The sequence below is a fragment of the Pseudobdellovibrionaceae bacterium genome (assembly GCA_023898385.1).
Classification (GTDB): Bacteria; Bdellovibrionota; Bdellovibrionia; order Bdellovibrionales; family UBA1609.
In genome coordinates, this window is record CP060220.1 from 1 (window position 1) to 23,328 (window position 23,328).

At 47.1% G+C, this 23,328-nt stretch carries 20 protein-coding genes, 1 tRNA gene and 1 riboswitch; of the genes, 12 read left to right on the top strand and 9 right to left on the bottom strand.

The features are described 5' to 3' along the window. Positions 1-2: 2 nt before the first annotated feature. From H6626_00005 to H6626_00015, 3 genes are all read right to left on the bottom strand, one after another. Positions 3-78: transfer RNA gene (locus H6626_00005), tRNA-Gln, on the bottom strand. A gap of 107 nt (positions 79-185) precedes the next feature. Continuing rightward, positions 186-485, bottom strand: coding sequence for a septation regulator SpoVG (gene spoVG, locus H6626_00010; GenBank protein ID USN47517.1), 300 nt, complete (start codon positions 483-485; stop codon positions 186-188). Between the two features lie 387 nt (positions 486-872). Next, positions 873-2,558, bottom strand: coding sequence for a right-handed parallel beta-helix repeat-containing protein (locus H6626_00015; protein USN47518.1), 1,686 nt, complete (start codon positions 2,556-2,558; stop codon positions 873-875). Between the two features lie 1,111 nt (positions 2,559-3,669). On the opposite strand from H6626_00015, the gene H6626_00020 reads away from it, so the two are divergent. Both H6626_00020 and H6626_00025 read left to right on the top strand, forming a co-directional pair. Continuing rightward, the gene (locus H6626_00020) at positions 3,670-5,043 is read left to right on the top strand and encodes a hypothetical protein (GenBank protein USN47519.1); all 1,374 of its coding nucleotides are present in this window, start codon (positions 3,670-3,672) and stop codon (positions 5,041-5,043) included. Continuing rightward, the gene (locus H6626_00025; GenBank protein USN47520.1) at positions 5,033-5,749 is read left to right on the top strand and encodes a glycosyltransferase; all 717 of its coding nucleotides are present in this window, start codon (positions 5,033-5,035) and stop codon (positions 5,747-5,749) included. The genes H6626_00020 and H6626_00025 overlap by 11 nt, the downstream gene beginning before the upstream one ends. A gap of 30 nt (positions 5,750-5,779) precedes the next feature. Here the strand turns inward: H6626_00025 and H6626_00030 are convergent, their stop codons facing one another. Genes H6626_00030 through H6626_00040 form a run of 3 tightly spaced genes read right to left on the bottom strand, consistent with a single transcriptional unit; the run spans position 5,780 to position 8,337 of the window. Further along, a complete protein-coding gene (locus tag H6626_00030; GenBank protein ID USN47521.1) occupies positions 5,780-7,201 on the bottom strand; it encodes a Do family serine endopeptidase in 1,422 nt (473 codons plus the stop codon). A gap of 11 nt (positions 7,202-7,212) precedes the next feature. Further along, positions 7,213-7,470 carry a DUF1844 domain-containing protein gene (locus tag H6626_00035; GenBank protein USN47522.1) on the bottom strand — a complete coding sequence of 86 codons (258 nt, stop codon included), beginning with the start codon at positions 7,468-7,470 and terminating at the stop codon, positions 7,213-7,215. Between the two features lie 24 nt (positions 7,471-7,494). Continuing rightward, positions 7,495-8,337, bottom strand: coding sequence for a M48 family metalloprotease (locus H6626_00040; protein USN47523.1), 843 nt, complete (start codon positions 8,335-8,337; stop codon positions 7,495-7,497). 92 nt (positions 8,338-8,429) lie between these two features. Here H6626_00040 and H6626_00045 point away from each other — a divergent pair, with 92 nt between their 5' ends. The 9 genes from H6626_00045 to H6626_00085 all read left to right on the top strand — a co-directional run bounded on the left by H6626_00045 (position 8,430) and on the right by H6626_00085 (position 20,079). Then, complete coding sequence (locus H6626_00045) at positions 8,430-9,419, top strand: MoxR family ATPase (protein ID USN47524.1); 990 nt, start codon at positions 8,430-8,432, stop codon at positions 9,417-9,419. Between the two features lies 1 nt (position 9,420). Next, positions 9,421-10,296, top strand: a complete 876-nt coding sequence (locus H6626_00050) for a DUF58 domain-containing protein (protein ID USN47525.1) — start codon at positions 9,421-9,423, stop codon at positions 10,294-10,296. Further along, the gene (locus H6626_00055) at positions 10,293-11,249 is read left to right on the top strand and encodes a hypothetical protein (protein USN47526.1); all 957 of its coding nucleotides are present in this window, start codon (positions 10,293-10,295) and stop codon (positions 11,247-11,249) included. The genes H6626_00050 and H6626_00055 overlap by 4 nt, the downstream gene beginning before the upstream one ends. Further along, positions 11,246-12,250 carry a VWA domain-containing protein gene (locus tag H6626_00060; protein ID USN47527.1) on the top strand — a complete coding sequence of 335 codons (1,005 nt, stop codon included), beginning with the start codon at positions 11,246-11,248 and terminating at the stop codon, positions 12,248-12,250. The genes H6626_00055 and H6626_00060 overlap by 4 nt, the downstream gene beginning before the upstream one ends. Continuing rightward, positions 12,251-13,315 (top strand): VWA domain-containing protein, encoded by a 1,065-nt coding sequence (locus H6626_00065; protein USN47528.1) that lies wholly within the window; start codon positions 12,251-12,253, stop codon positions 13,313-13,315. An 8-nt stretch (positions 13,316-13,323) separates the two neighbouring features. Continuing rightward, complete coding sequence (locus H6626_00070) at positions 13,324-14,253, top strand: hypothetical protein (GenBank protein USN47529.1); 930 nt, start codon at positions 13,324-13,326, stop codon at positions 14,251-14,253. After that, positions 14,237-16,132, top strand: coding sequence for a protein BatD (locus tag H6626_00075; protein USN47530.1), 1,896 nt, complete (start codon positions 14,237-14,239; stop codon positions 16,130-16,132). Before H6626_00070 ends, H6626_00075 begins: the two co-directional genes overlap by 17 nt. Further along, on the top strand, positions 16,125-18,425 hold the full coding sequence (locus H6626_00080) for a transglycosylase SLT domain-containing protein (GenBank protein USN47531.1): 2,301 nt from the start codon (positions 16,125-16,127) through the stop codon (positions 18,423-18,425). Before H6626_00075 ends, H6626_00080 begins: the two co-directional genes overlap by 8 nt. 130 nt (positions 18,426-18,555) lie before the next feature. Then, entirely contained in the window at positions 18,556-20,079 is a 1,524-nt protein-coding gene (locus H6626_00085; protein ID USN47532.1) for a LysM peptidoglycan-binding domain-containing protein, read from the top strand. A gap of 93 nt (positions 20,080-20,172) precedes the next feature. Then, a riboswitch (cyclic di-GMP riboswitch) is annotated at positions 20,173-20,256 on the bottom strand. A 386-nt stretch (positions 20,257-20,642) separates the two neighbouring features. Here the strand turns inward: H6626_00085 and H6626_00090 are convergent. From H6626_00090 to H6626_00100, 3 genes are all read right to left on the bottom strand, one after another. Then, entirely contained in the window at positions 20,643-21,305 is a 663-nt protein-coding gene (locus H6626_00090) for a hypothetical protein (protein USN47533.1), read from the bottom strand. A 292-nt stretch (positions 21,306-21,597) separates the two neighbouring features. Continuing rightward, complete coding sequence (locus tag H6626_00095) at positions 21,598-22,065, bottom strand: hypothetical protein (GenBank protein ID USN47534.1); 468 nt, start codon at positions 22,063-22,065, stop codon at positions 21,598-21,600. A gap of 249 nt (positions 22,066-22,314) precedes the next feature. Beyond that, complete coding sequence (locus H6626_00100; protein USN47535.1) at positions 22,315-22,557, bottom strand: helix-turn-helix transcriptional regulator; 243 nt, start codon at positions 22,555-22,557, stop codon at positions 22,315-22,317. Positions 22,558-22,864: 307 nt separating this feature from the next. Between H6626_00100 and H6626_00105 the strand changes: the two genes are divergently transcribed. Beyond that, complete coding sequence (locus H6626_00105; protein ID USN47536.1) at positions 22,865-23,323, top strand: hypothetical protein; 459 nt, start codon at positions 22,865-22,867, stop codon at positions 23,321-23,323. Positions 23,324-23,328 lie beyond the last annotated feature (5 nt).

Sequence of the window (23,328 nt, forward strand, 5' to 3'; positions counted from 1 at the left end):
AATGGATGGGGCGGCAGGACTCGAACCTGCGAATGTCAGAATCAAAATCTGATGGCTTACCAACTTGCCGACGCCCCAATCGCAGAGCCTTCGTTTCTATGAAGCTTTGGCGGCAAAATCAAGTGAAAGATCAACGATATCGGGGCCCACGAGTCCATTACTCATCGCAGCAAATGCCGAATGAGCTATTCGCCGTCCGATTCATCGAGCTCTTTTAGTGAGTCACCCATAGAGCGCACTTGTTTTTCATACTCGTCAAAAACCGCTTGCTCGATCATTTCACGAGTTTCTTGGTTTAGCGGATGGGCGATATCTTTGAATTCTCCATCTCGACGCTTCTTGCTGGGCATGGCCACAAACAGGCCAGTATTGCCGCGAATCACTTTTAAGTCTCGCACAACAAAGCAGTCATCGATTGTGATGGATACATAGGCTTTAAGCCGTTCTTCATTGACAGGGAAAACATTCACCTCGGTGATTTTCATTTTTGTTTCTCCTTGTTGCCTTCGCGATGTCTTTCCAGGAATCAACCCTGGCCGTAGTCGAAGGGGATTACAATTGCTTCAGCTCCTCTGTCGGCAGACTGGCCCAAAGACTTAAGCCCTTTGTTGAGGTTTTGTTAAAAAAAACACGTCGGGCCAGAAATTCCCAGTGATTGCAGGGGGTTGATCGTTTTAGAAAATTGAAGATTTTTTGCTATGGAAGTCGGGATCGTGTTATTTTGAGACACGCACTTATCGAAAATGGGGTCATCTACAGCGAGGTGCCATCCAAACTGACAAATATCAGTATCGGTGAATGATGTTCTTCGTGGTCTACAAGCCCTCGGTCTTCTCCGCACGGAACCATAGATGGGGTGGGTAATGTGGCCGTTATTGTTTTTCTACGGCACCACGATCGCAGGTTAACCCCCCACCGCCATCGGCCGGTCGTGGGAGCCCTCTTTGATCTGTGGTGGGGCAGTAGGCATTCAGCCCGCTATCCAGAGCAGGGCTGCCAGCCTGGAGACTGATAGTCTGTGTGCTGCCGCCATTGTTTGCAAGGCCTGCAACATCGAATTGCGGGTTCGTCGAAAGGTCAGTGCCATGGGCAAAGCCGCAAGAGTTGTCATCATCGATGTTTCCGCCAAGAGAAACCAGTGTCGAAACTCCCGAGATCGTGCAATTGTTCGTCGAAGCTCCTGCGAAAATGCTGTTCACCACTTCCACATCCGAGTCATACACGGCGAGGCTGTGAGAGGTGGCGCCTGAAAAGGTCACGTTTTGAAGGGTTGTGAGAGAGGCCGCGGCGTCCGCATTGATAACCAGGTGAAAGGGGTTATTTGAAAAGGTGGAGTTGACCACTGTAAAATCGGACGTCAGGCTGTGCAAATAAACAGAGTAATAATTACCGCTGCTAAAAGTACTACCTGAAATCAAAGATCCGCTACTCCACCCGGTGCCGTAGATATGGGCGCCATAATTCGCTCCGCCAGCTGCGGTGTTGCCTTGAAACTCGGAGTCCATTATTTTCACATCCCCTGTTTGCGCGTAAATTGCGCCGCCTCCCTGGATATTGTTGTTGGAATTTGAAGTAAACGTAGTTGATTGAATCTCAATTCCGAACAACGCTTTGATGGCGCCACCTCCATACTCAGATTGATTATTTGAAAATTGAGAATTTCGTACAAGAAAATACCCGCTGTGTTTAGTGATCGCCCCGCCACCGCCAGCGGAATTATTGTTTGTGAAAATGGAGTTGGCCACCTCGCCAGAGGGAGATTGTATAAAAAGGCCGGCGCCATCACTGCTGCCATTGGTGCTGCTGTTGTTGGTCACGGTGCAGTTGTCCATCAAAAACTCTTGGGATGTTACTATGTAGGCCCCAGTTCCCATAAGAAACGAGCTGCTGGAGTTATTGCTGATTTGACAATTTAGTAAGTGCAATTTTGAGTTGGTTGCTTTAAGGCCAACCCCATTGGCAAGGGACGAGCCACTTGAAGCCCCATCAATAGTGAAACCATCAATGGTGACATCACCGCTGATAATGTCCACGCCGCGCTCAAGCCCAGAGGCATCCAATACGGTTTTTATGCCATGGGGATTTTCAAGAAGGACATCACTGTTGATAACAAGGGTACTTGAAAGACTTATTGAGTAGCTTGTGGCAGTTACAATTTTTGCAGGAACGCCGGGTTCATTGTTGGCCTCTTCCACGGCGGCTCTGAGAGTGCAGGCTCCCGAGCCATTGTCGCAATTATTATCACCAAGATTGTAATCTGATCCGTCCCCATTGGCATTGATGCTGAATTTTTGACCGACTCCAATTTGAATTTGTGTCTCTGTAGACCCCGCCGAGTTAGATGCGGTGATGGTATAGGTCGTTTCGGCGATGGGTTCTGATGGGGTTCCCGTTATGGCTCCAGTCTGGGTGTTAAAAAGCAGTCCTGGGGGTAAACTCGGTGAAATCGAAAATGAGTCAGCCACGCCATCGAGGCTGGGTGCTGCCAATAAAAAAGAGTCACCAGCATAGATCACTGTGGGCACACTAGAGTAACTTAGCGAGGACGGAGGGGCCACGGGCGTGCCACTCGGGCTCGATTTTATGGAACCTTGGATAGAGTTGTCCGCCAGTTGGCAATTGGCTAAAGCCAAGCAAAAGAGGGGCAGCAGCATTAGCAAACGGGCATTGAATGGTTTTGTGGCCAGGCAACCAAGCATCGGTCAATCCACCTCTGTTAAAAACATTGAATTCATTTTATTTTATCGGAAAGGCAGGCGTTTTGCTAAAGGCTTTTGGGAAAATCCCAATTTCGATCAAATAAGTTTCTAAAAGACGACGCCAAAATAAATGGAGTTGCCGAATCGCGATAGGTGTAATCACCAATCAGTCAGTTCTCGTATCAGATTGAGACGGATTTGTTACAACAATAGATTAGTTACGGGTGTTGAAAAACTACGGCACCCGAAGGAAGTTTGTGTTGAGCGAGCCAACATGGATTTTGCGATATTGCCAGTAACCGCGTTGAGTCCAAGAAACGAAAAAAGACGCCGACCACCCAACCGTCGACAAAACTACGGCGCAGAAAGGAAGTCTGCGTCAATAGCATCATCGAACTGCGATTCCACAATCGGTGAAGCGTGTGGTGTTCTTATCGTAAACAAGGTCAAAGTACATTGTGCCTATGGGCAAGCTCTTCAATACGATCACATTCGGCTGGTCTGCTTGGGAAAGTCCCATAATGTTTCTAACTTGCACTTGACGTGTAGACCTTGCAATCAGCGGTTTGCCAAAGAGAGACTGGGGCAAGAACTTATGCAAAGTCATTTGGGGCGCACCTAGTGACCGTTGAAATTTCAGATGCCGCGCAAACAAGCCTTGGTGCGGAGGTGATGCCTGCGTTTTGGTCTTTTTAGGTCACCTCATATTGGCTTGCCGCGTCCGAGGTTTTCTCTATACGTCCGCCTTGCGATCAGCGAAGGTCCGTTCGGCTAAGTCATGGGCCGCAAAAAACGAGTTGGTATCTAATTCCGTAGGTAAAAATCCGTTTTATGGGGCGGGTCGATGATAGGGATATTTTCACATTGGTTTTGGTGACAATATCGGTTGAAATAGCAGTTGATTTTTTCACGGCCATTGTTAGTAGCTAGGGGGCCGCCAACTTCGAAGATTAAGTCAGGAGCCAACTCAATGAGACGAACGGCATTTCTATGGATTGCCATATCAATAGCACCTTTTTTTCTTTTAACTTTTTTTAATCACCCTTCCGCGGATGATTTTGTCTATGCCGTAAAGACTCTTGAACATGGCTTGTGGCGAGTGCAAGCTCATTACTACCTCGGTTGGTCGGGGCGGTATATGTCGACCCTGTTTTTAACGTTAAACCCATTTGTGTTTGGGCATGAATGGAGTTATCCGTTGATGTCTCTGTCTATGTTGCTGGTGTTTTTGACTTCATTGTGGGCGTTGTTCAACACAGCATTAGAACGGTACCTTGAGAAAAAATATATTTATGCCTTTTGCCTGGGGTTTTTTGCACTTTATTTAGCCCACTTGCCACGGGCCGCCTCGGGCTTTTATTGGCTGGCAGGCTATGTCAACTACATGGTCCCCTTGGTTTTTTTGAATCTAGCCGTCATTGGTCTCCTGAAACTTTGGGATTCTCGGTCAGCAATATTGTGGGTCCCGTCGCTCGTTATCTATGCTTTTTTCATTACCGGCGCCAATGAGACCATCATGTTAATTTTTAATTGGGTATTGGTCTTAGCGTTGGTGGCTTATTATCTCAAGCACCACAAAATTTGGTGGCCCGTCGTTTTAGTGTTTGTCTTCAATTTGGCCTTTTCTGTGGCCGTGGTAATGGCTCCCGGCAATGCTGTCCGCACCGGTCACTTTCCCAACGCTCACCAGCCATTGATGTCTGTGGTCAATTCAGTGGCCTTTTCCTTAGAGCATTTTTTTAGATTTTTAAGTGTTCCATTGATACTTGTGAGCATTGTCTTCGCCCAATGGATACTTGACCGAAGTCATCTCATGAACTCAGTTCATGTTAACAAAAAAACGTACAAGATCACTTGGGTTCTTTTAGGCTCATTTTTTCTGGCGGCTTTTTTTCCGGCGGCTTGGGCCATGGGTGGGCCACCACCAGAGCGGGTTGATAATATGACTTATTATTTTTTTCTGTTATTTTGGTTTGCTCTTGTCGGTCAATATGTCCATTTAAATTCAGACAAAGTGAGAGCCCTCGTTCATAGATTCAAATGGTTAAAACCTAACTATTTACAGTGGGTGATCGTCATAGTTCTTTTTGTCTGGGGCAACACGGGACGAGCTTGGTACGACCTGCTGACTCAGGCGTATCCCTATCATCGGCAAATGGTGGAGCGAGATATAGTAGTAAAGTCAGCGTCAAAGGGGTCACAACTCATCGTCCCTCCAATCGTGAATCGCCCACGTACGATATTTTTTGACGATATCATAGAAGACCCAGCTGACTGGAGAAACGTTGGTGTCTCAGGATACTATGGGTTGGGTTCAATTCGGGTGGCTCCTGATGGCAAATAAAACTTTATTAGTGGTGCCGTGCTACAACGAAGAACGGCGTTTGAATTTTGCAGAATTCGAAAAGTGGGCCAGCGAGGATCTGCAGTTTTTATTTTTTGACGATGGATCTACGGACGAGACGGCTTCACTGATTTCACAGTACATCGAGAATCGCCCGTTTATGTATTTTGAAAAAGGTGTAAAAAATCTGGGTAAAGCTGAGGCTGTGCGATCGGGCGTGTTGACCGCCAAAAATTTACCAGTCTATGGCCGCCTGGATTGGATTGGGTTTTGGGATGCGGATTTAGCTACACCACTCTTTGAAGTCTCAAACATGTTTACCTATGCCGACTTTTGCAAACAACCGGTGGATGCTGTTTTCGGCAGTCGTGTTTTTCGCCTCGGTGCGCGGATTGAACGATTGCCTTATCGCCACTATCTGGCCCGTGTATTTGCCACTCTAGTGAGTGTAATGCTTGGGGTAAGATCTTATGACTCTCAATGTGGTGCGAAGTTATTCAAGAAATCTGTGGCAGAGAGGGCGTTTTCTAAACACTTTGTAAGTCGTTGGATTTTTGATGTGGAAATTCTCCTGCGGCTTGATCAATCCCGCATCGTTGAGTATCCGCTAACAAGATGGGTGGATGTGGCAGGCAGTAAATTGCGACCCAAAGACGTCATTACCGTCTTCACCGACATATTGCGAATTTGGCGTAAAAAGTCTTAAAGTTGTCTCAATACAAAACCAGTATAGCGATCATTTATATTCAAGGTACGCCAAAAACACCTGATCTTGTCGCAACACTCGTAAAATATTGAGTTGTTTCTTTTTAAAGTGGCGGACCACATCTTTTGCTGAATACACAGCTTTCTTGTTTACATCGAGAATCACATCCCCCGGAGCAAGGCCCGCTTGAGCAGCGGTTGAGCCCGCTATAACTTCGACAACGACTGGGCGAGGCTTGCGCAGACGTGGCAAATTATACTCTTTGATCAAACTTCCGCTCATGTCGGCCACTTTGAACCCAAGCTCCGAGGCCGAAGTTTTTTCTTGTCGCTTGGGCGAAGCGTCTGCAAGTTTGGTGTCTTCAGGATGAGACCCCACGGCAATCATCAAAGTTTGATCCTTGCCGTTTCGGTTGATCTTCATTTTGGCCTGGCCACCCACAGGGATGTCCATCACAGATCGGACCAGGTCGTTAGAAGATTTTACTTCTTTACCGTTCACTTCAAGGACAAAATCATAGGGTTTAAGGCCGGCTTTGTCCGCCGGCCCACCCGGCTCCACCTGAGTGATCAACGCGCCTTTTGTGGAGGGCAGCCCCAGAGATTGGGCCGAGGAAGGATTTACGTTGGTGAGGTAAATGCCCAGATACCCTCGTTTGATATGTCCAAACTTTTCTAGGGATTCCAAAATGGACTTCACATCATCAATGGGAATCGCAAAGCCAATCCCTTGAGCCCGGGCATCGACAGCCGTGTTAACGCCGATCACTTCACCAGCCGTGTTGACAAGGGGGCCCCCTGAGTTGCCTGGGTTAATGCTGGCGTCTGTTTGCAAAAAAGGAAAGCGATTTAGTTCATCGATTTCGCGGCCTTTGGCGGAGATAATTCCTTTTGTCATCGTGTGTCCGTGGCCAAACGGGTTCCCAAAAGCGGCAACCCACTCGCCCACTTCGAGCGTCGAACTGGTGCCTAGAATCGCTACCGGCAGCTTCTTTTTCGCATTAATTTTGATCAATGCCACATCGGTACGGCCGTCGCGCCCTACAACTTTAGCGTCGTATAATTGATCATCGTTTTCAGAAAGCTGTACTTGAATAATATCAGCCTGCGCAATCACGTGGTTATTGGTGAGAATCAATCCGTCTTCACGAATGATAAAGCCGGTTCCCAGCGATTGAGCCGGCTGAATAGGTTGTTGCATTTGCGGCCCCATGAACTGTTGAAACAGATCAAAAAAGGGGTCGCCTGTGGGGCCGAACTGTCGCCGCATACGAACTTGTTGGGTGGTTGAAATGTTCACTACCGCCGGATTCACAAGTTTAGCCAACTCAACAAACAGATCAGAGGGCATTGGCTGCCCCTTTTCCACTTTAGGCAGTTTGGCTTCAGATGTGTTTGGAAATGAAAAGCCCACGAGGGCCACAAAAAATAGGAATACTGATCGAAGCATCATAGAACTTCTCCTTACTTTCCCTTGGCTTGCAGAAACTTCATCTGCAAATCATTTAAAATGGTTTCAAGGAATTCTTGCTCGTCTTTTTCAAGATTATTTTGAGTTTTCTTTTTCAGTAACACCAACAAGTCGATATTAAACTGAGCCATGTTCAGGTCTTTTTCCATTTTGTCGGTGGTGGGATTGGGGGCTAGCCCCAGTGCCATGGCCGCCGATGAAGCAATAGACAAAATTAATGTTGAAAAGCTGGCTTCCAGTCGATTTTCCATAGTGATCAATCCTATTTAAATTTTTCAGATGGGATAATATCCCAACAAGTTTTGAATCCGTTTTTTAACGGGCGGTTGCGCCTGAAAATATCGAGACCAACCTTTGCCAGTCAAGGGGTTAACAATAAACATATGGGCTGCGGCAGGAGACACGGAAAACGGCTGAGTGGCCCGCAGAGAATCTAGTTTCCAAAGTGCCTGTGCCAGGGTTTTTGGTTGTCCCGTCAGTTCAGCCGCCAATTGATCGATATGATAGTAGCTGCTTGACCCAACACTGGAGCGCAGCAAGAGGGCCACCACGGGTGCCGTAATGTAAGTCACAATATGACTTTGCGGAGCGTAGGGATCTTTTTTTGCACCAGTGATCAACCGCAAAAAGGCATCGAGTCCTCGAGTCACCCACAAAAACAAAGTGGCAAATAAGCTGCTAATTCCGAACGAAAGCGTGTCTAAGCGTTTAATGCAGGCCACCTGATAGGCAAGAATGGCTTCCAGCTCCCCGCGATCAAAGGAGTCCAATAGCCCCTGAGTGACAACAACGGTGGCCTCTTTCCAGCTTCGTCCCACGGCAAAGGCCTGGGGCGAGGATTGATCCATCACGAGAAGTTTCGGCTCGGGAATGCGCGCCTTTCGGCTAAGAGTAGACAGAATTTCTAAAGCTCGCCACGGGTCTTGGCCTTCAAGATGATGGCCCTGGACGGACTGCAGTATGCGAGCGTCGCCGAAAAAGTACATCACGCTGTTGATGCTAAGCGCCATGGCCACGCCCCACAGCACTCCGTCGCGGCCGCCAAGCCAGTGGCCCAGAACAATCAAGACCAATGCCAGGGTGATGAGATAAATCCATGCACGCGTTGGACTTTTCACTATTTCCCTCCAGGTTGGCTTTGCAAGCATTGAGTTTGCGAATAATATAATAAAGTTCTGTTGTCGAGGCCATCAAAATTGGAGGAGAGTCCGTGGAACTAGATATCGTCGCACTCAATGAAGCCATCAAAAAAGAAAGCCAATTTGTAGATAGGGCGTTTGCTGAAATCTCTAAAGTAGTTGTGGGACAACAAGAGATGGTTGAAGGCATCATTATGGGATTGCTGACGGGGGGCCATGTGCTTTTAGAGGGGGTGCCGGGGTTAGCAAAGACGTTAACTATTTCGTCAGTGTCGCAGGCCATCTCGCTCAATTTTCAACGCATTCAATTTACACCGGATTTGCTGCCCACCGACCTCATTGGGACGATGATTTACAATCTGAAAACGGGAGAGTTTACACCTAAAAAGGGGCCGATATTTACAAACATTGTACTAGCCGATGAAATCAACCGGGCGCCAGCAAAAGTTCAAAGTGCCTTGCTTGAAGCCATGGCTGAAAAGCAAGTGACCATTGGTGACAATACTTACAAGTTAGAAAAACCCTTTTTAGTGTTGGCCACACAAAACCCCTTGGAACAAGAAGGCACTTACCCCTTGCCAGAAGCGCAGATGGATCGGTTTATGTTTAAGATAAATGTAACCTATCCAAAAAAAGCAGAAGAAATGGAAATTCTTGAGCGGATGGCTAAAGAAGATATTCCACAGATTCAGCCGATGATCACAAAAGAAGAACTGATGCATGCAAAAAGTCGCGTCGATATGATCTATCTAGATGATAAAATCAAAAATTACATTGTTGAAATTGTGATGGCGAGTCGTGAACCCGGAAACTACGGTTTAAGTCATATTGAAAACCTCATAAGCGTCGGAGGGTCGCCGCGAGCCACGATCAGCTTAACTCGGGCGGCAAAAGCCCAAGCCTTTATTCGGGGACGAGGCTATGTCACAGCCGAAGATGTAAAGTCCATTGTCTATCATGTTCTTCGCCATCGGCTGATCCTGACCTACGAAGCCGAAGCTGAGGAAGTAACAACCGAAGATGTGATTAAAGAAATTCTTAGCCAAGTAGAGGTACCTTAATTTGAGTTTGCCGCCAGAGATACTGAAGAAAGTTAAACTCCTTGAGCTGGCCACCCGCAAATTAGTTAACAACCGTTTTGCCGGGGACTACCATTCGGCCTTCAAGGGTCAGGGTATGACCTTTGCGGAGTTTCGTGAGTATGTGCCTGGTGACGACATTCGGGCCATCTCGTGGCCCCTCACGGCCCGAACTGGTAAACCATATATAAAAATCTTCGATGAAGAACGGGAAAATTGCCTCATGTTGGCCGTGGATGTGAGCGGCTCTTCTGATTTTGGGACCGGTGAGTATTTCAAAGGCGACGTGATGGCGCATATTGCGGCGCTTTTGAGTTTTAGTGCTGTACGCAACAATGACCCCACAGGTTTGGTTCTTTTTTCTGATCAGGTGGAGCACTATGTGCCCCCCAAAAAAGGCCGTGGTCATGTTTTGCGAATTTTACGAGATCTGTATTATTTTAAGCCAAAATCCCGCGGCACCCGCGTGGCTTCAGCGCTAGAGTTTTTGCAGGGCGTTTTGAAAAAACGCAGTCATGTTTTTATCATAAGTGATTTCTTGGACCAGGGCTTTGACCAGGCATTGCGGATGATGGGAAAACGCCACGATACAGTGGCTGTGGTGGTGCAGGATCAGGCTGAAGTTGAAATTCCTAATTTAGGTCTGATTGATTTGCAGGATCCTGAGACAGGTGAAGTGGTTACAGTGGATACGGGCTCTAGGGCTTTTCGCCGAGATTATTCAGAGTACAAAAGAAAAGAACGAGCTGCTACAGAAGAAGAGCTCAAGCGCGCTCAAGTGGATCGAATTGATATTAAGAGCAATGAAGATTTTGTAGATCCGTTAATTGTTTTTTTCAAGAAGCGGGCTCGGCGATGAGTGAATCTAAAGAACCTTCAAATTCAAACCCGCAGCCCTCCGAAGTTGTAAATTCGGGTGCTTCATTGCCTCAGTGGAGCTGTGATCTCCAGGCTCTCGCCGATGGGCCGGCATTAGATGCGTGGCAAGTGGGGGATAAATACAACTTAGTGTGTAAGGGTGACGTGCTTGAGGTGGGGCTAAAGCCCACTGCGCAGATCATGTTCAAAGAGAAAAATGATGAATACATATTGCGTATCCTCAACGTGCAGCAGTCGGATCAGCAACAAGCGACATTTGTTGTGACCGGCTACAAGCCTGGCGAGTATTCACAAAAGTCTTTTGAGATTGGTGATGGATCTGCACGAGTTGAAGTGAAAGATTTATCGTGGACGGTAACTTCAGTCATTGAGGGGCAGATGGCGCAGCCGTATCCTTCGGCGCCACCAAGGCCATTGGGTTTTCCCGTGTGGGTGTGGACGAGTTTGGGTGTTTTTGCGGTGGTCATTTTGGCTAGCGTGGTCCGTGCAGTCATTAAATATTTTGAGCGAAAACGCTTGTACGAACGAATGGCGAAACAACGTACTGCTTTAGGCCCCTACAACCAGTTAAACAAAGATTTGCGAATTCTACTGCGCAAATACACGGGCAAACGAGTGACAGCCGAGGAAGAAAATTTACTGGCACGAAACTATCTTCGCGATCTAGAAAGAGAATTTAAGATGTATCTGGTTCGACAGCTCTTAGTGCCAGCAACAGAGTGGAACATACGATTAACGATGAAAGAGATTAAATCTCGCCACCGTAAAATATATAAAGACCAGGGGCCCCAAATAGAGCGGCTTTTGCGGGAGTTTAGCAAGGCCTCTAAAAATGTCGAGCGCATTCAAATTGTGGATTGTGAGCAGCTTGCCAATATGGTTCGGCATACGGCTGCGAGAATCCATTTACAGACGAGAGTGAAGCCCGTATGACCGTATGGAACACTCCTTGGGCTTTTTTAGTGTTGATTCCCGTTTTGTTGGTGGTGGCTTATCTGGCCTACCGAAAGGGCCGGCGTCGAGGCGCCATGCAATTCAGTGCAGTGGGTGTTTTTAAAAATGTGCCCAAAACCCTTAGAGGACTTTTAGCGCCCATACCGACGGCGTTTAAAGTTATCGCACTTGTTTTGGCAGTCATTGCATTGGCGCGGCCACAAAGGTCAGACACAAAAATACGGCGCAATGTTGAGGGAATTGACATCGTGCTCGCCCTTGACGTGTCAGACAGTATGTTGATTGAAGACATGCAGCCGGCAAATCGGCTTGAGTCCTCCAAGAAAACAATCAAAGAATTTGTTGAGAAGCGAGTGTCGGATAGGGTCGGGTTAGTCGTATTTTCGGGTGAGTCCTACACGCGTGTTCCATTAACCTTAGATTATGAGCTTTTTCAAAAGAGTTTGTCAGAAGTACAGACCTCAAGAAACATCAAAATGGGTACGGCTATCGGAGTGGCCCTCGCCAATGCCGTGGGGCGACTGAAGGATTCGACGGCGAAAAGTCGCGTTGTGATATTTCTCACTGACGGAGAAAATAACAGTGGCACTATTGACCCGATGACGGCCATTGAAATTGCCAAAGGCTATGGTGTTCGTGTTTACAGTATTGGTATGGGAGTCGATGGAGAAGCCAGGTTGCCCATTTACATCCAGCGCGGACGCGACAAAATAAAGCAGTATCGGCCAATTCACAGCAAAGTGAACGAAGAGCTGTTGCAGAAAATGGCGGCTGAAACCGGTGGTAAGTACTTTCGAGCCACCACGTCACAAGCTTTGGACGAAGTTTTCAAAGAAATCAATCAACTTGAAACCACAAAAATTGAAGTGAATAGTTTTACTAAATACACAGAGTTGTTTCCTCATTATTTATGGTGGGCAGTGGTCTTTTACCTAATGGCATTTGGATTGGCCCGCACTTGGCTGAGGAGGAATCCGTAGATGATCTATCGGTTTGCTGACCCCAATATTCTAAAATGGCTTTGGTTGGTGCCGGTCATAGTGATTTTGGCCTATTTGTTACAGCGATGGCAGCAAAAGAAATTTCAAAGAGTCATTGGTGGTAAGTTGTCTGGTTTTTTGCTGTCGTCGGTTTCACAAAATAAACGTCGAATAAAGCTTATCCTGGAATCTATTGTTGTGGTGCTTTTTATATTGGCCCTTGCCAGGCCTCAGTCAGGGGAGCGCACCCAAAAAATTCAGAGCCAAGGTGTAGAGTTGATGCTTCTCGTGGATGTTTCAGAAAGTATGTTGGCGGAAGATGTGAAGCCCAGTCGTATGGATTTGGCAAAAACCGAATTGGTGCGACTTTCTGACTCGGGTGGCGGCGACCGCATGGGAGTGATTGCCTTTGCGGGTTCGGCTATTTTGTTGTCGCCGGTGACGCCTGACAAATCGGCCATCAATATGTATTTAGATTCTCTCGGCACAAACTCCGTGTCTACACAGGGAACGAGTTTTAAAGAAGCGCTGCAAGCGGCTAGCGACGCATTTAAGCGCGGGGGCATTGAGGAAGATGAAAAATCAGTGGTGACGCAAGCTGTAGTGATGGTGTCTGATGGAGAAAATCACGATCCCGGAGCCATAGAGATTGCGGAAAAAATGGCCAGCGAAGGCGTACATATTTTCACTCTTGCAGTGGGGACCGAAAAGGGCGGAGCCATTCCCCTTCGGCAACATGGCCAACTTAAAGGCTATAAAAAGGATTCGTCGGGCCAGGTGGTCATGACACAAACTTCAGGTGAGGCACTAAAGGCCATTGCGCAAGCCGGAAAAGGTAGTTTTTATCACTTAACATTTGGTGGAAACGCCATATCCAATCTGAGACGGGACCTGGACCAGTTAGAAAAAAGCGAATTTGATAGTGCTGAAGTCTCGCAATATGATGAAAACTATCAATGGCCCCTTGGGCTTGCCATTGTGTTGGCGCTCATTGAATTGCTCTTGGGCGAGCGACGACCCGAGGGTCGAATTTGGAAAGGCCGATTTGAGGTAACAGTTTCATGAGTGCCTTGTTGAAATATCTATTCGGTTTGACGTTGATCTTCGCGGTGGTTCCGGCGAGTGCCTATGATTTAAGAGTTGTACCAGAGAACAATCGGGCCCTCGTGGATTTGATGAAAGCGATTCTGGTAAAGAACGCTGAGCTTTCAATAAAACAAATGCTTGGCGAGGAAGCTGGGTTAAGTCGTGAAAATTTATTGAAGGTGATAGAGCAACTTAAGAAAGTAAAGCAAGAGGTTCAGAGCAAGCAACTGCAAAAAGACGCTGATGGTGAGAAAGATGCGTCCTCTGATCAAGTTCAACTGATTGATGGATTGATAGAGCAGTATGAAAACCTGCTTGAATCTGAACAATGGAATGCCGAAATCTACGCCGCCGACGCCCATAAAAGACTTATTGAGGCGTTAATGTACGAGCCATTTATGCCACTGCTGCATTTCAATTTGGCGCAAGTCTATTCGGTGAATGGTGAAAGTGAAAAGGCATTAAATGAGTACAACACGGTCATAAATGACCCCCAAACAAAACTAGAGTTAAAGTTTTTAGCCCGGTTCAATGCCGGCAATGAGGCCAGTCGGGCTGGTAAAATAGACCTTGCGCTTGAACATTTTCAGGCAGCGCTTGCGATTAACCCTGAGTCAATCGAGGTGAAGACCAATATTGAACTCCTGTGGCGGCAAAATCAAGGCGGCGGTGGTGGCGGTGGTAAGTCCAAAGAGGGGGAAGGTGATGGAGAAGGCGAAGGTTCTGAAAATAAAGAACCTGACGAAAATACTCAATACACAAATCAACCCCAACAAAATCGTCCGTTTAACAGTAAAGAATTAACAAAAAACGACGTGCGAAAAATTTTGGATGAACTTCTAGATCAGGAACAAGAAATTAGAGCCAAAGAATACGACAAACAACCAAAGGAGAGACCTCGTGGCAAAGATTGGTAGAAGCCTATTGGGTGTATTGGTTTTTGTGTGGAGTGTTGTTGCCTTTGCCGATGTAAAGGTGACGGCCGAGCTGGATCGCCAAAAGGTGAACCAGGGTGAGACTTTTAATTACATCATCACTGTTGAATCCACTGACAGCGTTTCTGTCGGTGAACCCAGGTTGCCCAGTCTAACCGGAGTGAGTTTGCTAGATGCCTCTAAGTCATCAAGTAGTTCCACAAGTTTCATTAATGGTAAGTTCGAGTATTTGCAGACCTTACGCTATGTCTATGTGTTGCAAGCCGAGCAAGTGGGCAAACACCAAATCGGCACCACAGAAGTTGTGGTCGATAGCAAAAGTTACCTGACCGCAGCTGTAAATGTAGAAGTGGTGGCTGGTGGTGCACCGGCGCCCCCGATTGCCGGTGGTGGCGGGGCACCTCAGTCCTTTGACCCCTTTGCCGACGATATCTTTGATCAGTTACTCCAACGCGGCAACCCTCCCGGAGGTTTTAAGACCCAGCCGGTCAATCCCAATGAAGCATTTTTTATTCAAGTGGATGTGGATAAATCGAAGGTTTACGAAGGAGAACAGGTCACAGCGTCTTGGTATCTTTATACCAGAGGTAACGTGTTGACCATCGATACGCTGAAGTATCCCAGTCTCAATGGATTTTGGAAAGAAGACATCGAAGTGGCCACAAGACTCGATTTTACAAATGAAATGTATGATGGCGTGGTTTATAGAAAAGCGTTGCTGGCTTCTTATGCCCTGTTCCCGATTAAGTCTGGTCAGGGCATGATTGACCCCTACAAGGCCAGATGCCAAGTGATCACGCCTTCAAATTTTGGATTGAGGCGCGCTAATTATTATACAAAAAGCAGCAAGCCGGTGAAAGTTGAGATTTTGCCCTTACCCAAAGAGGGGCAGCCTGCGGATTTTACCGGTGCTGTCGGACAGTTTGAAGTCACAGCAAAGTTAGATAGTGAGGTCGCAAAGGTCGATCAGCCTGTGACTCTGTTGGTTCGTTTTGATGGCAAGGGCAATGCGAAGTTGATTGATTTGCCCACCATTGATTTTCCTTCACACTTTGAAGTCTATGACACGCAAAAAGAAAGTCATTTTGAAAAAGATGGGTCGAGCCATAAAGAATTTAAAGTGCTGTTGATTCCGAGGCAGCAGGGAGATTATGAAATCCCGTCGTTTAGTGTGAGCTTTTTTGATCCAGACAGAGAGAGTTACTACACGAAGACCATACCGAGCCTACCGATAAAGGTCGCGCCCGGTGATGGAACTAAGGCCATTTCAGACGCGCCCCTTGCCGAGACCGGAGCTGGCGAAAAATTGCCAGCCATTGTGGAGCCGCCATTGAGTCTTGCGTGGTCCAGTGGGCCACTACTAACAAAAACTCAGCGGGCCACGCTATGGAGTGCTGTTTTTTCTTTTATTCTCTTGTTCTTGGGTTGGCAAAGTCGCATGGAGTTAGGTTGGGGTCGTAAGCGCCAAGATTTAGAACAGCTTTTAAGACTGCGTCTGAAAGTGGTGCATCAACACCTAGACAAAGGTGATTGGCGTCAGGTGGGTGTGAGTGTAATGAACACAATGTATATGGTGTTGGGCGAAGTCTCTGGGGAAAAGGGCGCCAGTGAAGAAATCGAAAAAATGTTTTTAAAAGCCCCGCCCAGTGTTAGGCGTGAAGTGGCCGAGCCTTTACAGAAACTCATGCAGTCCTTTGAAGTGCTGGCCTTTGCTCCTGAGTCTGTCGTGGGGCCGTTAAAAGATCCTAAAAAACTTAAAGATTTGGTGCAAGCCGTAGACAAGGTCTTATTTAAGGCCGTACGCTTAGGTGTAGGTACGGAGGAGATGGATTCTTCCGCCAAATCGGAGAAAAATGTTTAGATCATTTGCTTGCGTCATTTTTTTTATTTTATCGGTGGCGGAGGCACAGCCTCATAAAGTGACCCTCACTGAGGCCGATCAGTGGCCGCAGCCACGATGGATGCACGACGGAAGCTCCAGTGTGACGGGGCCCGTGCGCATTCTATATTTGGCAAAAAAAGCAGAATCAGAAGAGAAATTCAAAACCTGTCTGAGCCAACTCAGCAAAGCAGAAAAACGATTTCAAAATATCCAACCCTGGATAGCTCATCTGCGCCTTCAGTGTGGTCGCCTAGAAGTAAAGAAAGACTCCGAATCTTTGCGGAATCTTTGGGAAACCACAGAGTGGGTCCGGCAAAATCCGCAGTGGCTGACGGGCAGCCCTTACAGTGCCTCTTTAAGAGAAGAGTATTTAGAGGGGTTAATGAGCGTGGCCGAGGGATATGCGCAGTCTACACCCGAACGCGCGTGGACGGCAGTGGAGAATTTATTGGCATTATTCGAATTCCTCAGCACCAGCGAAAAGGCAAAGATACTGAAGCTTGCTGGAGATGTGGCCCAACAATTGAAAAATCCAAGGGGCGCATTGGCCTACTACCAACGCAGTTTAGATCAAGAGTATGAAACGGCTCTGGCTGTGAAAGTTCAAAGCCTGCGAAAAAAATTGTTGATCCCAGAGGTGCCATCTTCGAGCGACGGCCAGCCTTCAATGACTGCAGACGCTTCGACACCAGCAGAAAAAGAATTGGCCCAACTATTAGAGCGAATGAAAAAATGGGGCCGCAAAGGTGATCATGTCGCTGCTATTGTTGATGGCGTTCGGTTGTTACGTCAATACCCGGCCAGCCCCCAAGCTGAAATCGCATCCAATCAAGTGTCTGAAAGCCTGAAAGTCGTAGTAAAAGGTGGGGCGCAAAGCAAGATCGAGAAAGTTTTAAGAGAATTAAAAAAGTGTGACGGTGACAATCTCAATCGCTGGGCTTTAAGACTGTTTGCACAACGTGAGTATGAGTTGGCTGAAAAACTAGCAGAGGCCAGTGCTGAAAAACTAGAGACAGCCGGCCAAGGCGCCAGAACATTGTTGTTGATTGCCAAAGGATTTGTAACAGAAGGCGAGTACAATCAGGCCATAAAAATTTACACAAGAATAAGCGACAACTACCCCGGCAAAGATTGGGCGCATGAAGCTCGTTACCGCCTAGGATTGGTGAAGTTTCGCCAACAAAAATATGACGAAGCCAAGCCGTTGTTTGAAGGCTATTTGGCAAATCCCAATCGCGAAGAATTTCGCTTGAGTGCAATGCATTGGCTCTGGCGATCAGAATTAGAACTGAAATCTGAAAAAGCAGCCACGGTGGCACAGCAGTTGGTGAAAGAGTATCCGCTCACCTATTATGGATTGCGGGCTCGTGCCGAACTCAATGGGGGACAGCTGGAGTGGTCTGATGAGACTCACGCTCCACTCAAAGCCGAGATGTGGCTCACAGACAGTGAGCAACAAAGCTTTGATCGGTTTAAGCTTTTGCTGCAAGCCGGATGGCTAAAGGCCGCGCAGACCGAGCTCAGAAGTTTGCCAGATCCTTTGTCTGCTGAAGAAAGGCTTTTACGGGCTCGATTATTTGCCGCATCCATGGACTATTTCACAGCCATTCAGTGGACGCAGAAAAGTTGGGAAGACAATCCTGGGTTGAGGGTGAAGCGATTTTTACCGCTGGTGTTTCCAAAGGAGTTTTCAAATCTCGTAGAAACTCAATCTGAAAAATACGAAGTGGAGCCACTGCTTGTATACGGTTTGATAAAACAAGAAAGTTCGTTTCGCACCAACGCGATAAGCCCTGCGCGGGCCATGGGATTAATGCAGCTCATGCCGGGCACAGCGCGTGATGTGGCTCGTTACAATCGTACGGGGTCTGTGCAGTTGCCAGATGACATGTTCGATCCTGAAAAAAACGTGTATTTCGGGACAAGTTATTTAAAGCGCATGATTCGGGCCTTTGATGGACATGTTCCGTTGGCTTTGGCCGCCTACAATGTGGGCATTGGAAACATGCGACGGTTTTTACGGGGCCGGGATGAACTGTCAGAGCTAGGTAAAAAACAAACCTCTCACTACCTGCACGAAGTGTGGGTGGATGAGTTGCCTTGGGAAGAAACCAGTTTTTATGTGAAGGCCATCATGCGAAACTTGCTTGTCTACAGAATGCTTGAGCAAAACAGCGTGGGTCTTGCCGATCCTCTTTGGGCACCCGTGGTGATGCAGACTCCCCTTGAGGCCTCACACCCCAATGATGCAAAGCCAAAACCTGGCCCTTGATCGGTCGAGCCCCCCGTCCTCAGCCCTATTGCCTTGCGGCATGATTGCTCTAGATTATGGGGTAGGTTAGGATGAAGTTTGAGAGTATCACAGCTTATTTGGGATCTTTCAAAAGATTGGGGTTAGTTTAATGGCAGTATGGTTGAAGTATGCGGCGCCGTTGGTGGCGGCGTCAGTGGGCCTTTCGGGTTGTTCAACTTTTCGGCAAGCTAAAACGGGCAATGATGACCGAGAGGTTGAAATTCGCCATGAGTTTTATCAGCAAAACCCGCAGGCCGAAGAGCAAGAAGTCACGGGGCAGGCCGCATCAATTCCCTTAGTGGTAAATCCAAAGGTCAACCAATGGATCAATTATTTTCAAGGTCGAGGTCGACCTCATATGGAGCGGTACCTAAGGCGCTCCAGTCGCTATTTGCCAAAAATGAAATCCGTGTTGCGAGAGCGGGGCCTTCCTGAGGAATTAGTCTATGTGCCTTTAATTGAATCGGGATTTAACCCAGTAGCACACAGTCACGCCAGTGCCGTGGGTTACTGGCAGTTTATTAGAAGTACTGGCAAGCGATACAACCTTCGAATCGATGGCTATGTGGACGAGCGACGGGATTTTGTGATGTCCACCGAGGCCGCAGCCAATTATTTTTCAGCCCTTTACAGTCTTTTCGGAGATTGGTACTTGGCCCTGGCCGCCTATAACACTGGTGAAAATCGCGTTAAACGAGCCACCATGCGCTATCACACACGAGACTTCTGGGAGCTGGCAGAGGGAAGGAGGCTTCCCCGCGAAACGCGCAATTATGTGCCTAAGTTTATCGCTGCGGCGTTAATTCATAGAGAGCCGCAACGCTATGGATTCACTGATATCGACTATCAAGAGCCCCTAGCCTATGACCGCTTTGAAGTGACAAAGCCTGTGAGCTTGATCAAGTTGGCAAAAAATATCGATGTTCCTTATAAAACATTAAAGGCGTTAAATCCGAGCTTTCGAACAGATTATGTTCCTATTTATGGATCTCGACCGCAGCTGATTCGAGTGCCTACGGGGCAGCGAGATTTAGCTCTCGCGCAAATAGATAACAGCTACAGCAAAAAGCCGTCTTATGTATCTCGTGATTATTTTTACTATCGCGTACGTCGCGGAGATACCCTTTCTGAAATTGCCCAACGCCATCGTACGAGGATATCCACACTTCGACGGCTTAACGATTTGGGTCGGCGCTCCTTTCTTAGAGTGGGACAAAAGCTGAAGGTGCCGGTAGCCGGTGGAGTACAGGTGGCAGCGAACGATTCTGGTGATGAAGCACCGGTCAAGGAGACGGCGCAAAGGGCCGCGAGTATTGAAACCTCCTCTGACGGAACTCACCGGGTGCGACGAGGCGAGAATCTCACGTTGATTGCCAGAAAATATGGAATGAGTGTGAGTGAATTAAGAAGCCTTAATGGTTTAGGGCGCCGGTCGATGCTTAGGGTGGGGCAGAAATTGAAGGTTTCAGGAGAAGGCTCATCCTCACTGCGAGTTCACGTGGTTCGACGGGGTGAAAATCTGTCTTTGATTGCTCAGAAGTACGGCACATCGGTACGAGCTTTGGCGCAAGTTAACTCGCTTGAGAATCGCTCACGCATTTTCGCGGGCAAAAAGTTATATATTCCTCATTAAATAAAAAAAACCCGCCAGGGTGTTTCCTAGGCGGGCTGCAGGGATAAGATCTTCGAGGTTTCCCAAATAAATCCCCAAAAGCCCATTCGAACCTTTGGCAGCTGGCTGGCATGGCATAAGCCGAAGCCCCTGTAGCTTTGCGTCCCGTGGTTTCCGCACGGTTTGCCCCTACAAAGGAAGAACACTCGAAGGAAAGTCCATAATACGACCTCCTTGTTAGCGAATGTTAATCTCGTTAGTAAGGTCTTCTCATATAAGAGAAGTTTAGAATCTCGCGTGTCTCACGCTACTTTGGCGGCGGATCAATGCGCCACTTCTTGGGGTCCGTCATCGAAACAACTCCTTTCGAAAATACGTCAGCGTCTATACCTTCATAATAACGCGAAGTGTCTTTGCGACAAAGAGTTTATGAGGTCCCCATGAGAAAAAACCAGGCTCTGTCTCATTACGGTTCGAAACTCGCCTCGAGATAAGACAACCTGGCAACACTTCGGCGACGATTGGGTTCCAGGTCCTAAACCTGATCACACAGCGTCAATGTCCACCCGATGCCATTTTGATTTTTAAATTATTTCACCGTCGAATAGCACGGAGCTGTTTGTTAGCTTGTCTTTTTTGCTTTTAAAGTACTGCCGTTTTAACGCCCACCGGACGGCTTCATTTTGTTGATCGGAGGGCTTTTGGTTCAGCCACGACAACGTATCGTCTATGTTGTCAAAAAGTGTGTCGTCGAAGGCTAGTGGGATGAGCAACTTGGAGCGACCAAGCAGACCATGAAGAGTGCTGTAAGGATAATCTTCAACTCTTTCAGCCATACAAGCCTGAACCGGATTTCTATAGTTATACTTGTAGGCATTGAGGTAGTAGCTGGGATGATCTAAAATCGTCTTATAGTGTCGGCCGGCAAATGTCTGATTAATACGATTCCCTGCTTGAGTTAGCCTCAAACTCACATTTTTTAGGAGCCGATACATGCACTGACTGATGTTGGCATCCGGTGTGGACGCTAGCAGGTGAAAATGGTTATTCATAAGAACAAAACTGTGGATTAGCAAATTATGATTAATCACTGTTAGGTATAACTCTTCACTAAAAACATCCCATACCTGTGGCATGGGCAAGTTAAACCACTCGCGATTAATACAGCGGCCACTGATATTGTAAGGATACTTCGACTGGAGAATAGCTCTTGCTCGGGGCATGGATGGAACTTGCTGCAAATGCATGCCATTTTTTTCTGTCAGCTGTGTGTGTATCTGGCACTTGTAGTGTCCGAATTACATTCCACAGGGTCCGGTAACCAGGCCAATCTATTTGGGGTTAAATGGGCGGACTCCGACGCTATGTGACCAGGTTTAGGACCTGGAACCCAAAAGTTCCCCGTGCTTACAAGCCCAAAACCTGGCGAGCTAGTTTCATGAAAGTCTGGGCCTCTATGCTTTCGGGATAACTTTCTACCACAGGAATGCCGGCTTCGCCGGTGAGTCCAATGTTGGGGTTAAATGGAATTTGCGCCAACTACCAAAAAAACGTGAGTTTCAAAGCATTAGCTGAATCCCCAACTGGATGTAAAAAAGGTACGCCATAAAATGAGAATGACGGTAGGGTCGTCTCAAACAGGGGGATGGACGCATTGCACCCCTCTCCGCGGAGGTGAAAGTAAACATAACTCTTTTTGCCCGCTTCAGGATCGTAGAGAATTCCACCATAGTCGTCCACTGCACAGTCGTATAAATAGGGTTCGTCAACATAGCCACGATACGACCGAGAAAGGTGAAATCCAGTTTGGTGCCATTCGGAATCATAATTAACCCATTCTAGCTCGAACCGTATGTAGAGAGAATTATTTGCTTCGGAGTACGTAATTTCTCGTGTAAATCTACCTTCCGCATCTTTTGCTATGTTAAGTTGAGCTTCTACATAATCAACGTTGGCCAATACTGGTTTGGACAAGAGTAGTATGGCATATATTACGATATTCTTCATAACTTGTTACCCCCCTTTAAATTTCCAATCTACTAGTGGAATGTCTTTAGAGTCAAATTTTGCTATTTAGAGCCAATGGGACCGGCCTCCAAATCCAGTGAACTAAGACCAGACGCATCCAGACCTTGGTCTCGGTCACAGATCATCACATCGACATTCACGTTCATCGCACAAAACAGTGGCTGCGACATCAAAAGCGCTTTGAACGGTGAATTGAGATAATCATAATGGGATCCGGCCTGCAATGTTTTACCGAGTTAACAGGTGTTTTGGGATTTTTCTGTAAATGTTGTTTAAGTGAGTTTTTACAGTAGATGGCGCGATATTCAGGTGTTCGCCAATTTCCCGGTTCGAAAAGCCTTTGAGGATCATCGCTGAGATTTCGAACTCTCTCGGTGTGATCAAAAAGCTTTTAAGGGCTTCAAGGCGGGCCTCTAAGATCTCATCTTGAGGAGTCAACACAATTACATATTGATCGTCACGATTGATCATCAGGACGTCACACCATTGACCATGCATTTGAATATTGCGGCCATAATTGTTGCTACAGGAGCCGGAAAATTTTGAAAGGCAATCTTCATTGCAAGAGACTCCAAGCTGATCATTACAAATTGCAACACAGGCCGGGTTTTGGAATTTCACTGGACCACCGGGGGCTTTCATGCACAGACCAATGGATGTTGATTTATCTAAGGAACATTCTGTTTCTTGGAAATTTCCACCCCGGGGGTCGATGTTATTTTCGACAGACATGTGGCATAGGTATCTGAATCAAACAGATAAAACAAGGGAGGATGCCATGGGGTCATTCATCAAAACCGCAAAACTGTTTTCTTTCTGGCTGCCGTTGATTGTAACAAGTGCAAATGCTGCTGAATGCTTTAACCTAATGGAGTTAGGTCGTCAGACGCCGTCCTATGAACTTTGTGTAAAAGCGACGGGATCAATGAATCCAGGAGGGTGGAAGCCAGCCAATGTTGTTTTGAAGTTGCAAAGCAATAACTCCATCTTATCTGAATCCAAAGCTGCACTTATCTTCTCGCAGGCGACTGGAGAGAACCTCTCTTTTAATAAAATAGTGCTTACGGAGGAACCCGTAGGTAACGACACCTTGATCAAAAAAGTAAATCGTTTTGTTATTCAAGAGATGAACCCTATAGAATTTAAGGTTTCATTTGGCGATCAGCAAAATACAGACGGCCTTGTGAGTATGGGCGAACAGCTCTATGTCTACAAAAGGGTGGGCGCTGAAAACTAGCCGAT

Excerpts from the sequence above, each read along its gene's own strand:
- spoVG (USN47517.1), bottom strand. The coding sequence starts at position 485 with ATGAAAATCACCGAGGTGAATGTTTTCCCTGTCAATGAAGAACGGCTT.
- H6626_00020 (USN47519.1), top strand. The coding sequence starts at position 3,670 with ATGAGACGAACGGCATTTCTATGGATTGCCATATCAATAGCACCTTTT.
- H6626_00025 (USN47520.1), top strand. The coding sequence starts at position 5,033 with ATGGCAAATAAAACTTTATTAGTGGTGCCGTGCTACAACGAAGAACGG.
- H6626_00030 (USN47521.1), bottom strand. The coding sequence starts at position 7,201 with ATGATGCTTCGATCAGTATTCCTATTTTTTGTGGCCCTCGTGGGCTTT.
- H6626_00035 (USN47522.1), bottom strand. The coding sequence starts at position 7,470 with ATGGAAAATCGACTGGAAGCCAGCTTTTCAACATTAATTTTGTCTATT.
- H6626_00055 (USN47526.1), top strand. The coding sequence starts at position 10,293 with ATGAGTGAATCTAAAGAACCTTCAAATTCAAACCCGCAGCCCTCCGAA.
- H6626_00060 (USN47527.1), top strand. The coding sequence starts at position 11,246 with ATGACCGTATGGAACACTCCTTGGGCTTTTTTAGTGTTGATTCCCGTT.
- H6626_00065 (USN47528.1), top strand. The coding sequence starts at position 12,251 with ATGATCTATCGGTTTGCTGACCCCAATATTCTAAAATGGCTTTGGTTG.
- H6626_00080 (USN47531.1), top strand. The coding sequence starts at position 16,125 with ATGTTTAGATCATTTGCTTGCGTCATTTTTTTTATTTTATCGGTGGCG.
- H6626_00085 (USN47532.1), top strand. The coding sequence starts at position 18,556 with ATGGCAGTATGGTTGAAGTATGCGGCGCCGTTGGTGGCGGCGTCAGTG.
- H6626_00090 (USN47533.1), bottom strand. The coding sequence starts at position 21,305 with ATGCATTTGCAGCAAGTTCCATCCATGCCCCGAGCAAGAGCTATTCTC.
- H6626_00095 (USN47534.1), bottom strand. The coding sequence starts at position 22,065 with ATGAAGAATATCGTAATATATGCCATACTACTCTTGTCCAAACCAGTA.
- H6626_00100 (USN47535.1), bottom strand. The coding sequence starts at position 22,557 with ATGATCAATCGTGACGATCAATATGTAATTGTGTTGACTCCTCAAGAT.
- H6626_00105 (USN47536.1), top strand. The coding sequence starts at position 22,865 with ATGGGGTCATTCATCAAAACCGCAAAACTGTTTTCTTTCTGGCTGCCG.